Annotated in this window: 8 protein-coding genes; 2 read left to right on the top strand and 6 right to left on the bottom strand. The window is 59.7% G+C overall.

Features of this window, described 5'->3' with window-relative positions:
- Positions 1 to 107: 107 nt before the first annotated feature.
- Entirely contained in the window at positions 108 to 4,790 is a 4,683-nt protein-coding gene (locus tag ABIA48_RS09565) for a membrane-targeted effector domain-containing toxin (protein ID WP_429488210.1), read from the bottom strand.
- Positions 4,791 to 5,022: 232 nt separating this feature from the next.
- Between ABIA48_RS09565 and ABIA48_RS09560 the strand changes: the two genes are divergently transcribed.
- Both ABIA48_RS09560 and tadA read left to right on the top strand, forming a co-directional pair.
- Positions 5,023 to 6,399, top strand: a complete 1,377-nt coding sequence (locus tag ABIA48_RS09560; protein WP_429488208.1) for a multicopper oxidase family protein — start codon at positions 5,023 to 5,025, stop codon at positions 6,397 to 6,399.
- Positions 6,399 to 6,896 carry a tRNA adenosine(34) deaminase TadA gene (gene tadA, locus ABIA48_RS09555; protein ID WP_429488206.1) on the top strand — a complete coding sequence of 166 codons (498 nt, stop codon included), beginning with the start codon at positions 6,399 to 6,401 and terminating at the stop codon, positions 6,894 to 6,896. The genes ABIA48_RS09560 and tadA overlap by 1 nt, the downstream gene beginning before the upstream one ends.
- A 119-nt stretch (positions 6,897 to 7,015) precedes the next feature.
- Here the strand turns inward: tadA and cmoB are convergent, their stop codons facing one another.
- From cmoB to lon, 5 genes are all read right to left on the bottom strand, one after another.
- Positions 7,016 to 7,972 carry a tRNA 5-methoxyuridine(34)/uridine 5-oxyacetic acid(34) synthase CmoB gene (gene cmoB / locus ABIA48_RS09550; RefSeq protein WP_429488204.1) on the bottom strand — a complete coding sequence of 319 codons (957 nt, stop codon included), beginning with the start codon at positions 7,970 to 7,972 and terminating at the stop codon, positions 7,016 to 7,018.
- On the bottom strand, positions 7,969 to 8,748 hold the full coding sequence (gene cmoA / locus ABIA48_RS09545; RefSeq protein WP_429488202.1) for a carboxy-S-adenosyl-L-methionine synthase CmoA: 780 nt from the start codon (positions 8,746 to 8,748) through the stop codon (positions 7,969 to 7,971). Before cmoA ends, cmoB begins: the two co-directional genes overlap by 4 nt.
- A gap of 218 nt (positions 8,749 to 8,966) precedes the next feature.
- Positions 8,967 to 9,602: a lysoplasmalogenase gene (locus tag ABIA48_RS09540; protein ID WP_429488200.1), complete on the bottom strand. Its 636-nt coding sequence runs from the start codon at positions 9,600 to 9,602 to the stop codon at positions 8,967 to 8,969.
- Between the two features lie 2 nt (positions 9,603 to 9,604).
- Positions 9,605 to 9,997, bottom strand: coding sequence for a protease inhibitor I42 family protein (locus tag ABIA48_RS09535; RefSeq protein WP_429488198.1), 393 nt, complete (start codon positions 9,995 to 9,997; stop codon positions 9,605 to 9,607).
- A 217-nt stretch (positions 9,998 to 10,214) separates the two neighbouring features.
- Entirely contained in the window at positions 10,215 to 12,632 is a 2,418-nt protein-coding gene (gene lon / locus ABIA48_RS09530; RefSeq protein WP_429488196.1) for an endopeptidase La, read from the bottom strand.
- Between the last annotated feature and the right edge of the window lie 125 nt (positions 12,633 to 12,757).

The following is a 12,757-nucleotide window of genomic DNA, read 5'->3' as shown; positions in this document are numbered from 1 at the left end:
GAAAACCATTGAGTGGGAATGATCCCGCACAAGCCCTGATGGCTTGAGCGCTGCAACATCAAAAGCCGTGTGAAACCCGATTTCACACGGCTTTTTTTGTGCGCTTGTTACAGCGGTTTCGACCACCCGGCCAAGGTCATGCCCATTTGATTCAGAGCTTCCAGTAACGCCTTGATACTGGGAAACCGTCGTCCATTGATCAAAGGCCAGGAAGGCCGTTTGATGGAGTAGTAGCCACGCTCCGTCTCGATGGCGGTACGCACCAGCGAGTTGTCACTGCTTCGGTGCATGAGAAACGTCTCGACCGGTTCCTGTTTCAAGGTGTACATGCCAGGCCTGGTCAGCAGCTTGTCGATCTCCGGCATCTTTTGCGCCATCCAGGGCGTTTCGATCTGTAGGCGCAAATCGTTTTTCACAAACTCGACCGCGTGCCCGATTTGGTCAGCCGCGTAGTTCCTGCCGGGATCTGCCACGATGCCCGTGGCCTGACCTTCGGCGACATCCTCGATGCGCAAACCAATGGCTTCTTCCAGCTCGCTGATGCCCGCAACATTACGGTAGGTGCCGACATGGGAATTACCCATCAAGGCCACCCACCGGTGAGCACCGTGCGATGCCTGATCGGCCCGGATGACTGTCCTGGCGTAGAAATTCATCATTTGCTGCCTGAGCGTCTCTTTGTCGATGTTCTCGCCAACATGGGAAGAACGCATGCCGCTGAGCCTGTAACTTGCCATGCAGTCGATGGCCTGAACCCGAACCTGGTTTTTTCCCGCGATCCTGACCACTTCAAGAAAGGTGTAGCGATCGAGCGGGTCGGTCATATGCCCGTGATCGAGTCCCTTTAAGTACTGCTCCAGGCTTTCAGGCATTGAACCTGAATTGAAAAACTCATCCAGATCGGCCTGATGGAAGTCAGTGAGCAAATGTTCCATGTAGAGGGTTTTGACGTTCTGCCTGGCTAAGTGCTCCATGTTGTCGATCAAGAATTGCTTGCTGCCGGTCTCACTATGACTTTCGCCAATGACCAGCCCTCGTGAGTCCTGAAAAAGCGTCTGAATAATGGACTGGTCGGTAGCAGCAGGATCCATGGAAGCAATGGGCGGCCTTGGTGGCAGCTGAATGTGCTGGTAAAAGCTCACCGCATCTTGAAGCAGGCGTTGTCTGATCGCCTTGAAATCCCGGTAAGGGTCGAACTCCCGTAAATTGTCGTAGACATCCCACAAAGAGCGCTCGTGAAATCCGTTTGCCGCGTCCTTGAGCTCTGGGCGCAAACGGGTCGGCACCTCATAAATCGATGTTGCACTTTGCGCACCGGCATCTGGAGGGGGAGCGGAAGGCCCGGGCAAGACGGGAACTGGGTTGCTTTGAGTTTTTCCGCCCCCCTTGAGGCCCTCTTTTGCCATGGTTTCCCACTTCCCTTCGGCATTCAGACGCACAGGGATCGAGCCCGACAGGGCTGTCGGGTTTTGCGGGTCGATGATCGCCCAGTGGCCAGCACCGTTGACGTCGGCCTTGAAATCGACGTAGTACGGCGTGTCATCGAGCATGATGGCGGTCGAAGGGTTGGAGTTCAGACGATAGATGCCCTGGTACTTTCCAGGTTGGCTTTGGGGCGTCATGCCTTCGAGCAGCTCGTTGGCTTGCCAAGTGCCCGGTATCGACTGATGGGTTTCAGGCAGCACCTGCTCAAGTCCATCGAGCAACGCCGCAGCACCCTCTGCCTCGCCGACCAGTTCTGGCCAACCCATTGGCTGCATGCCTCTGTCTATCAGTGCCTGTTTCAGTTGCTCGAAGTTATCCACCGTGATGGAGTTGTAGGTTGGCCCCAACGGGGTGTCCAGATTGATCCTGCCTTCGGGCGTCCAACGGATGACGCTGTCCGCCATTCGATTATTGGCGCCGCGATAAACCACCAGGAAACTGCTTCTATAGCGCTGGAAGGTGAACATCCCCGGCTCCGACAACAGCGTGTGCAGTTCTTGCGGGGTTCTGTCGGCCCACGGGGTCTGTATCTGTACACGCCAGTCGGCTTTGATCAGCTCCCGGATACTGCCAGGCTCGGTCAATGCTGACACCTCATAGACCGGGGAGCCCGGGTAGTCCTCATACTCCACCGAAAAACCGGGATCGGAGCCGATAGGCTGTACCTGACCCGGTATTACGTCATCGATACGGATGCTCAGGGCATCGGCCTGGTCGCTGATACCCCGGTAGCCTCTGAAGGTCGTCATGTTTTCCTGATCGACCAGCGCGACCCAATTGGCCGCTCCCTTATATTCTTCATTGAATTGAATGACCTGGCTGGCAAAAAAACTCCTCGCCATTTGGTAGTTCGGGTCCCGCAGGAGTGGAACTACATTGATGCGGTAGGTCGTCGACATGTCGATGGCTTGAACCCGGATACGCTCGGCATTGGCGGCCTTCACCAGCGCCAGCAGGTTGAATTTGCCTTCAGGATCGTTGCCAGCCTGGAAGTCGAGCTTTCGTAGATAGTTCTCGAGTTCTTCGGGCATTTCGCCGGTTCGTGCAAAGGAGTCCAGATCGAGCTGATTGGCGTCTGCCAGCAGTTCTTGCAGGTACAACGTCTTCACACCACGTTGGGCCAGGGCAGGCATGTTTTCGATCAAGAACTGTTTGCTGCCGATGCTGCCGCGAGGCTCGCCGACAATCAGTCCCGATTTTTCCGCGAATGCGCTATCGAACAGCTCAGTCGGCGTTTCGATTCGCGCCACTGAAGTCACTGGCGGACGGGCAGTCGGTGGATGAAGTCTGTAATAGGCGTTTGCATTGTGAACCAGGTTTCTACGCGCTTCTTCCTGAGTTACATCGAAATCGGTCAAAGAAGCTGTTGCTCCATCGGCATCCGCGATGAGCACATTGCGAGCATCCACGCCGACGATCGTCCATCCTTTTCTATACACACTGCGCACGTCTGGACCACCGAGTGCCCATGCCCTTATTTCGGGGTCTTCGAGCCCCTGGACATACATGCCCGGTGTTCGCGCCCAGTCTTCAACGGCTTCGTTTGTTACGCCTGCGCCTGCAACCGGCGGTGTTTCCATGCCTCCCCTCAACCCCAGTCGCGGGATAGTTTCCCACTTGCCTTCGGCGCTCAAACGCACGGGAATCGAACCCGAGAACGCATTGGGGTTGGCCGGGTCGATGATTGTCCAGTGACCGCGACCGTTCAGGCCGTTTTCAAAGCGCACGTAATACGCGTTGCCATTGAGTTTGATCGCGCTGGAAGGGTTGGACGCGAGCCGATAGGTGCCTTGGAATTTGCCCGGTTCACGAACCAGTGTGTCCTCGTTAAGTGACACATCGATTTTGAAGTTTTCCGGTACTTTCACGAAAGGCTCGGCGTTGCCGGGCGTTTCAAGGGGGACTTCGCTTGGAGTCGGTCCGGGGCCTTCGGGCGGTTGGGTCTTTCCCTTCAGATCGGCCATTTCCTGCGCTTCGGCGGCGTCAATTTCGGGGCCGACCTCTTCAAGTAAGCCGGGGCCTTTGAGGACAAGCAGGTTGAACAGCACATCGATGCCACTGAATACCGCGCCAACGACACCGGCCTTGCGTTCTTCAGCGGTTTTGCCGCTGACCGCCTGATCGATGTTCAACCCCATGTTGGCGATGCTGGCGCCGATCACCGGCAGGGCGACCGGCCAACCGACGACGGCCATCGGGCCGAGCACTTTCACGCCGGCGCTGAGGTAGCCGATCCAGAGTTTTTTGCGTAGATCGCTGTTGGAAGTCAGTGTTAGCGCAGCCTCGGCGAACATCGCGGCTTCAGTCGAGTCTCGCAGCCAACTGAAGGCGTCACCGCGAATGACCTGGTTTTCCTGGTTGATCAGGTGGTGGTCGTACTTGCCCCAGGTGCTGACCAGTCGATTCATGAGATCGCTGATGTTCTCGGCGATGTTCTGTCGGTCGGCCAGGGAAAAATGCGACATGAATGCCTGACGCGCCTCTTCCTTGTTCATCCGCTGCAGCATCCAGTAGTGCATGTCCGTGGCGGTTTCCAGTACCTGGAAGGCATCAATATCGCCAGGCAGGTAAACGATCTGTCGGCCTTTGGGCGCCACGATGCGAAGAATGTCGGTGGAGACGTAGCCGGCAACATCCAGGGTGCGGGTGCTGTCCGTGCCGTGGTGTTCCGCTTGCAACAATTGCAGGCTGACGGGCCAGGTCATCGGGCCAATAACTTCATGAGTGACGAACTGGAAATCCTCGTCACTCAACTGGCGTTTGTCCCGCGCCTGCAAGGCAGTGATGAGGAAATTGCACTTGGCCAGGGTGCGGAAGTCGCTGCTCGAAGCGCTCCAGTAGGCCTTCAGCCGGTCGGTATACAGCGTGCTGAAATCGACACTCCAGAAGTACTTCAAGACGTCATTGCCGTGCAGGCGAACTTCATTGGATTCGTTGAATTTCCCGGCGTCCGGTGCGGCTGTGTAGAAGCCTCCATAAAGGTCCAGCAGGTCGGCATTGTCCTGATCGGTGGCGCGGAAGCGATGGATCACCAGTTGCGTCAACGTAGTGGATTCACTGGGTGTTGCCCGGATGTGTTCCCAGCCGGTGAAGGTTCGGGAACTGCTTTGCGCCGCATCGAACCGGTGGAAATAGATGCGGTCCGGATCGAGGGTGGTGATGCCTTGTTGCTTGAGCAGTTCGCTGGCGACTTCGTGAGCCACGTCTTGCAGACCCGGGCAGGACAGGATCACGTTACGGGCGATGGCCTTGAGTGTGGCCTTGTCTGCTGCGTTGGGCAGCGGACGGGATTCGGTGGAGTTCATCGGCTCTCGTTCCTTGAGAAAATGGACGTCGAAGATGCCCCGTACGCTCTGGCAATGTGCACTACATAGTTACGCCCATTTGCGATTCGATTTCGGGTAGGGGCAGGGCTGTAACGCCTGCCGATTTGGCCTGCATGCCCGATGCCACCCTTACTGTTTCGCAATCGCAGGTGTATCGTATTCGCCTTTTCCGGGCCTGTGCCCGTCGTTGTCATGTGAGGTCGTTGAGTTCATGTCTTTTACCCGTCGCCAAATACTCGCTGGTCTGGCCGGTCTTGTTGTCGTTGGCGTGGGGGCCGGTGGCGCGTCGCGCTACTGGTTGGGCAAGATGGCCGATGCCGATGCGGGCCACGACTATGAACTGATCGCGGCGCCGCTGGACGTCGAACTGGTGGCCGGGCACAAGACCCAGGCCTGGGCGTTCGGTCCGTCGGCACCGGGCACCGAGTTGCGGGTGCGCCAGGGTGAATGGCTGCGGGTGCGGTTCATCAACCACCTGCCGGTCGCCACCACCATTCATTGGCATGGCATCCGCCTGCCGCTGGAAATGGACGGCGTGCCTTACGTCTCCCAGTTGCCGGTGCTGCCGGGCGAGTATTTCGATTACAAATTCCGCGTGCCTGACGCCGGCAGCTACTGGTATCACCCGCACGTGAACAGCAGTGAAGAGCTGGGTCGCGGGCTGGTCGGGCCGCTGATCATCGAAGAGCGCGAGCCGACCGGATTCAAGTACGAGAAGACCTTGAGCCTCAAGAGCTGGCATGTTGACGATGTGGGCAACTTCGTCGAGTTCAGCATTCCACGGGAGGCAGCCCGGGGCGGTACGGCGGGGCGCCTGGCAACGATCAACGGCGTTGCACAAGCGGTCATCGACTTGCCGGCCGGGCAGATTACCCGCGTGCGTCTGCTCAACCTCGACAACACCCTGACCTATCGCCTGAATATTCCCGGTGTCGAAGCGCAGATCTATGCGCTGGACGGCAACCCCATCGAGCCACGCCCGCTGGGCAAGGAATACTGGCTCGGCCCCGGCATGCGCATTTGTCTGGCGATCAAGGCCCCGCCGGCCGGTGAAGAGTTGTCCCTGCGTAACGGTCCGGTGCGCCTGGGCACGTTCCGTTCGGTGGCCAATAGCGATGCGCCGACCGAGTGGCCGTCTGCACTGCCGGCCAACCCGATCGCCGAGCCCGACCTGAGCAATGCCGAGAAACTCAACTTCAATTTTGAATGGGCCGGCTCGGTATCGGTCAATGTCGACAATGGCAAACCGCCGAGCCTGTGGCAAATTAACGGCAAGGCCTGGGACATTACCGACAAGACTTGCGCCGACCGCCCGATTGCCAAACTCGAGAAGGGCAAGAGCTACATTTTCGAATTGAAAAACATGACTCAGTATCAGCACCCGATTCACCTGCACGGCATGAGCTTCAAAGTCATCGCCTCGAACCGCCACAAGGTGATTCCGTATTTCACCGACACCTACCTGCTGGGCAAGAACGAGCGCGCACAAGTGGCGCTGGTGGCGGATAACCCGGGCGTGTGGATGTTCCATTGCCATGTGATCGACCACATGGAAACCGGCCTGATGGCCGCCATCGAGGTAGCGTGATGCGTCAGATTCGTCCCGCCGCGATCATCGACCGCAGCCGTGACCGCGACTTCATGCGCGAAGCCCTGGCCCTGGCCGCTCAAGGTGCAGCCCTGGGTGAAGTGCCGGTGGGCGCGGTGCTGGTGCAGGACGGTGAAATCATCGGGCGTGGCTTCAACTGCCCAATCAGCGCCAGCGACCCCAGTGCCCATGCCGAGATGGTCGCGATCCGCGCCGCCGCCCAGGCCGTCAGCAACTATCGGCTGCCGGGCAGCACGCTGTACGTGACGCTGGAGCCGTGCAGCATGTGCGCAGGTTTGATCGTGCACTCGCGGATTGCGCGGGTGGTGTATGGCGCGCTGGAACCGAAAGCGGGGATTGTGCAAAGTCAGGGGCAGTTTTTTACCCAGGGCTTTTTGAATCACCGGGTGTTGTATGAGGGCGGGGTGTTGGCGGAAGAATGTGGGGCGGTGCTCAGCGAATTCTTCAAGGCTCGTAGAGCAAAACCGGCAGACTAAACACGGACTCATTGTGGGAGCGGGCTTGCTCGCGAATGCGGTGTGTCAGTGACTTATAGGCCAACTGACACTCCCTCTTCGCGAGCAAGCCCGCTCCCACATTTGATCTTCAGTGGCCGTTACTTACGCGCCACGATCACTGCCCGCATCGGCGCCGGCAGCCCTTCGATGGTCTTGCTGTGATCTTCGGGATCGAGGAAGTCGCTCAGCGACTGATACTTCATCCATTCCGTCCCGCGCTGTTCCTCGACCGTGGTCACGCTCACGTCCACGCATTTCACATCGGTGAACCCGGCACGCCGCAGCCACAGCTCCAGCGCCGGCACCGACGGCAGGAACCACACGTTACGCATCTGTGCATAACGGTCTTCCGGGACTAATACCTGGTGTTTGTCGCCTTCGACCACCAGGGTCTCCAACACCAGTTCACCGCCCTTGACCAGGCAATCCTTCAGCGCCAGCAAATGCTCGATCGGTGAACGGCGGTGGTAGAACACGCCCATGGAGAACACGGTGTCGAAGCCTTCGAGGTTCGGTGGCAGGTCTTCAAAGGGAAACGGCAGGTGCCAGGCATTGGGCTCGGACAGGTAACGCTGTACCGCCTGGAACTGGCAGAAGAACAACCAGTTCGGATCGACGCCGATCACGCTGTCCGCGCCCGCACCGAGCATGCGCCACATGTAGTAGCCGTTGCCGCAGCCGACATCGAGAATGCGTTTGCCTTTCAGGTTCAGGTGCGGAGCGACCCGCGACCATTTCCAGTCCGAGCGCCATTCGGTGTCGACATGCACGCCGAACAAATCGAAAGGACCTTTACGCCAGGGCGACAACCCCATCAGCGCCGTGCGCATCTGTGCGCGGGTGGCGTCGTCGCAATCGGTGTCCAGCTTCAGGCCGTTGAGCAAATCGACTTCGCTCGGCTGGATCTTCGGCAGGGCGTCCAGCGCGCTTTGCCAGCGTTCCAGGTCGCCGTGACCCTTTTCCATTTTCTTGTCGAGTTGACGCTGCAGGGTGTTGGCCCAATCGGCCAGCGGGGTGCCGGCCAGACGACGGGCGAGGGGGGACAGATCAATCATGGCAAGGCAATCAACGAGGCAAAGTTAAGACACTGGAACCACGGCACGACTTTCGAGAACCCGGCGGCCAGCAGGCGCTCGCGGTGTTCTTCGAGGCTGTCGGGCTTCATGACGTTTTCGATGGCGCTGCGCTTCTGGGCGATTTCCAGTTCGCTGTAGCCGTTGGCGCGTTTGAAGGCGATGTGCAAGTCGGTCAGCAGCGCGTGCTCCTGCTCGTCTTCAAAGCGCAGTTTTTCCGAGAGGATCAGCGCTCCACCGGGCAGCAGCGACTGGCGGATGCGGCCGAGCAGCGCCAGGCGCTGGTCCGGGGCGATGAATTGCAATGTGAAGTTCAATGCCACCACCGAAGCTGGCTGGAATTGCAGCGCCAGGATATCGCCTTCGATCACCTCGACCGGCAGCAACTCCTGGAACATCGAGTCCTGGCCGTTGAGGTACTCGCGGCAGCGCTCGACCATGGCCGCGGAGTTATCCACAGCGATGACGCGGCAACCGTCGGTGCGCACATGCCGGCGCAGGGCCTGGGTCACGGCACCCAGGGACGATCCGAGGTCGTAGAGCACGCTGCCCGGCTGGGCGAACTGCGCGGCGAGCACGCCAAGGTTTTCAACGATGGTCGGATAGCCCGGCACCGAACGCTTGATCATGTCCGGGAACACCCGCACCACATCCTCGTTAAAGGCGAAGTCAGGCACCTGGGCCAAAGGCTGGGCGAAAAGGCGATCGGATTCTTTGCTCACGGCGGTTCCAGCGGCGTAGATGGAAAAGGCCAGCATTTTAGCCAAGTTGGCGCGGGGATGCGCGGGTTGTCGATAAAGCGGGTGGGTTGATGCAGTTTGAAAGCTGAGAGTGCTCTTGTGGCGAGGGGGCTTGCCCCCGTTGGGCTGCGAAGCAGTCCAAAAACCATTCAACCGGGTAATCACAGATACACCCGACTAACAGGGTTTACGACGGCTGCGCCGCCGAACGGGGGCAAGCCCCCTCGCCACAGGGATCAGCGTTTGCCTTGGGAGAATGCCGAGGCTGTGATGCCCCATTGTCCCAACCAATAGCTGAGGATGATCACATAGGGCGCTGCATCGAACGGCACCACAAAACGGCTGATGCCAATCACGCTGTCGGAGAACACAAACGCCATCGCTCCGCCTGCCGCCAGCAGCGCCGAACGCTTGGGCACGTCAGTGCCGAGCCGTGCGAGCGCGCGCCAGAGCATGGCGCTGATCGCCAGACCGTAGACGATCACCGGAATCAGCAATGGGCCCAGCCCGTGAGCAATCAGAATCCCCAACAGCACCGCACCGACGCCGAGGGCGATGATCAGGGGGAAAGGAGCCAGGCGCCGGCAATCGCTCAAGTAGGCTTTCAGATAGGCCAGGTGGGCGACCAGAAATGCGCCCAGGCCAAACACGAACAAGTCCCCCGGCCACGCCAGCAACACGTCGCCGAGCAAAGAGAAGATCAAGCCCAGGCTGATCCAGCGCCGATATTCGCCGGGCGGTGCGTCATGCAGCCAGCCGAGAAGGGCCAGTACCGGCAGTGGCTTGACCAGCAGACACAGCAGTGAGGCATGCACGCTCAGGCCATAAAGAAAGGTCACCGCGCCCATCAGCGCCAGAATCAGCCAGCCCACGGTCAGTTAACCGAGATCGCGCAGTCGAACGAGTCCACCGGCAGCACTTCCGGTGCCCACGGCTGTTGCGAGGTCAGGCGCAAACGCCCGGTGCCGGGCGCAAAAGCCTGAAAACGCCAGGTCGAGACCCCGGCTGCACCGATGATGCCGGCATCTTCCGGGTTTCGAAAAACCTCCGGCCCCAAGGCGTGCAGTACGCCGCCGGCCGAATCCTGGATCGCCCAGCGATAACCCGTGGTCGGATTGCTCGGCAGGGTCAGGATCAGGTTTTGCCCATTGCTGAGCTGCACCGGGCATTCGCTTTGTTTTTCCACGGTCACGTTGTGTGCAGGTTGCGTGGCGCAAGCGGCCAGCAAGGCGAGGGTGAGTGGGGCACTCAGGCGAAGGAGGGACATAGGCTCAGGGGCTCCGGCGTTCACGACGAACGGCGAGCATAACTTAAGATGAGACAAAGTGTGACAGTCAGCCTGGACGGTGGTGTCAGGACTGACGCCTTCGCGGGCAAGCCCGCTCCTACAGGGATTGAAGGTGCACACAAGTGCTGTGACCGACTCAATTTCCTGTGGGAGCGGGCTTGCCCGCGAAGATGGCAGTACAGGCGCTACAGGAACATCAGAAAAGCACCTTCGCCACATCCGCAAAGCGTTTGGCAAAGTGCACGGTAATCCCTTCCTTCAGATACTCCGGCAGCTCCTCGAAATTCCCCTGATTCGCTTCCGGCAAGATCAGTTCGAAAATCTTCTGCCGCCGCGCCGCAATCACCTTTTCCCGCACCCCGCCAATTGGCAGTACATGCCCGGTCAACGTCAATTCGCCGGTCATGGCCACACCTTTCTTCGGCGGCTGGTTGCGCGCCAGCGACAGCAGTGCACTGGCCATGGTCACGCCGGCGCTCGGGCCGTCTTTCGGCGTGGCGCCTTCCGGCACGTGCAGGTGCACGAAGGCTTCGTCGAAGAATTTCGGATCGCCGCCATACGACTTCAAGTGCGAGCTGACGTAGCTGTAGGCGATTTCCGCCGACTCTTTCATCACGTCACCCAATTGCCCGGTGAGCTTGAACCCACGATTGAGGGTGTGGATGCGCGTGGCTTCGATCGGCAGTGTCGCGCCGCCCATGCTGGTCCAGGCCAGCCCGGTGATCACGCCAACCCCCGACAGTACCTGCTCGTTACGGAACACCGGTTTGCCAAGTGAAGCTTCGAGATCTTTTGGACCGAGTTTGATCACGGCTTTCGGCTCGTCGAGCAGTTTCATCACCGCTTTGCGTACCAGTTTGCCGAGGTTTTTTTCCAGCTGGCGCACGCCGGCTTCACGGGCATAACCGTCGACCAGCGCCTTGAGCGCGCTGTCGCTGATGCTCAGGCTGCCTTTGGAGACACCGGCCTTTTCCAGTTGCTTGGGCCACAGGTGACGTTTGGCGATGGCGACTTTTTCCTGGGTGATGTAGCCCGACAGGCGAATCACTTCCATCCGGTCCAGCAGCGGGCCAGGGATCGAGTCGAGCGTGTTGGCGGTGCACACGAACAGCACTTTCGACAGGTCCAGACGCAGGTCCAGATAATGGTCGAGGAATTCGACGTTCTGCTCCGGATCGAGGGTTTCCAGCAGTGCCGAGGCCGGGTCGCCCTGGTAGCTCTGGCCCATTTTGTCGATCTCGTCGAGCATGATCACCGGGTTCATCACTTCAACGTCTTTCAGCGCCTGCACCAGTTTGCCCGGCTGTGCGCCGATGTAGGTGCGGCGGTGGCCCTTGATCTCGGCTTCGTCGCGCATGCCGCCAAGGCTGAAACGATAGAATGGCCGGCCCAGGGATTCGGCGATGGATTTGCCGACGCTGGTCTTGCCCACACCCGGCGGGCCGACCAGCAGCACGATAGAACCGCTGATCTCGCCTTTGTAGGCCCCGACCGCGAGGAATTCGAGGATGCGGTCCTTGATGTCGTCGAGGCCGGCGTGGTGTTTGTCCAGCACCCTGCGCGCGTGCTTGAGGTCGAGTTTGTCCTCGCCGTACACGCCCCACGGCACCGAGGTCGCCCAGTCGAGGTAGTTGCGGGTCACCGCATACTCGGGCGAGCCGGTTTCCAGCACTGACAGCTTGTTCATCTCTTCTTCGATGCGCTTCTGCGCTTGCGACGAAAGCACCTTGCCGGTCAGTCGTTGTTCGAACTGTTCGATGTCGGCGCTGCGGTCGTCCTTGGTCAGCCCCAGCTCCTGCTGGATGACCTTGAGTTGCTCTTTGAGGAAGAACTCGCGCTGATGCTCGCCGATCTTGCGGTTAACTTCGGCGGAGATCTCTTTTTGCAGGCGCGCGACTTCGACTTCCTTGCGCAGCATCGGCAGGACTTTTTCCATGCGCTTGAGCATCGGCACGCAGTCGAGCACTTCCTGCAACTCGCTGCCGGTGGCCGAGGTGAGGGCGGCAGCGAAGTCGGTCAGCGGCGACGGATCGTTGGGGCTGAAGCGGTTGAGGTAGTTCTTCAGCTCTTCGCTGTACAGCGGGTTGAGCGGCAGCAGTTCCTTGATCGCATTGATCAACGCCATACCGTAGGCCTTGACCTCGTCGGTCGGCTCGGTGGGTTGGTGCGGGTATTCGACTTCCACCAGATACGGCGGGCGGTGATGCTTGAGCCAGGTCTTGAGGCGTACGCGGGTCAGGCCCTGGGCGACGAACTGCAGCTTGCCGTTTTCGCGGCTGGCGTGGTGCACCTTGACCAGGGTGCCGTAGAGCGGCAGGGCCGAGGTGTCGAAATGGCGCGGGTCTTCCTGGGGCGTGTCCACGTAGAACAGGGCCAGGGAGTGGTGTTCGGACTTGGCCACCAGGTCCAGAGTCTCGGCCCACGGCGCTTCGTTGACGATGACCGGCAGCACCTGGGCCGGGAAGAACGGCCGGTTGTGAATCGGGATGATGTAGACCTTGTCCGGCAAATTCTGGCCAGGCAAGGCCAGGCCTTTGCCGGTGGCGTGGTGCGGGGCGTTTTCCGGGTCGGCGTATTCGCGTGGGTCTTCGGGGAATTCCTGCTGGTCGCTCATGGGGGCACCTGCGCAATGGGTATGAGTCTTAGATGGGGCAGGTTGGCGGTGGTTTCAACGGTCATTTTCTGCAACGCCGTGTTTCGACGGCGTGTTCAGCAGAGAGACAGGTTAGCTGAGCCATG

Origin of the sequence: Pseudomonas sp. S30_BP2TU TE3576, assembly GCF_050436025.1 — a bacterium.
Taxonomy (GTDB): domain Bacteria; phylum Pseudomonadota; class Gammaproteobacteria; order Pseudomonadales; family Pseudomonadaceae; genus Aquipseudomonas.
The sequence above is the reverse complement of the archived record's forward strand: the minus strand, read 5'-3'. Positions and strand labels throughout refer to the sequence as shown.

What these genes read in the sequence shown, in the direction of transcription:
- cmoA (WP_429488202.1), bottom strand. Translation starts at nt 8,748, where the DNA reads ATGCTGGCCTTTTCCATCTACGCCGCTGGAACCGCCGTGAGCAAAGAA.
- ABIA48_RS09565 (WP_429488210.1), bottom strand. Translation starts at nt 4,790, where the DNA reads ATGAACTCCACCGAATCCCGTCCGCTGCCCAACGCAGCAGACAAGGCC.
- ABIA48_RS09535 (WP_429488198.1), bottom strand. Translation starts at nt 9,997, where the DNA reads ATGTCCCTCCTTCGCCTGAGTGCCCCACTCACCCTCGCCTTGCTGGCC.
- cmoB (WP_429488204.1), bottom strand. Translation starts at nt 7,972, where the DNA reads ATGATTGATCTGTCCCCCCTCGCCCGTCGTCTGGCCGGCACCCCGCTG.
- ABIA48_RS09560 (WP_429488208.1), top strand. Translation starts at nt 5,023, where the DNA reads ATGTCTTTTACCCGTCGCCAAATACTCGCTGGTCTGGCCGGTCTTGTT.
- tadA (WP_429488206.1), top strand. Translation starts at nt 6,399, where the DNA reads ATGCGTCAGATTCGTCCCGCCGCGATCATCGACCGCAGCCGTGACCGC.
- lon (WP_429488196.1), bottom strand. Translation starts at nt 12,632, where the DNA reads ATGAGCGACCAGCAGGAATTCCCCGAAGACCCACGCGAATACGCCGAC.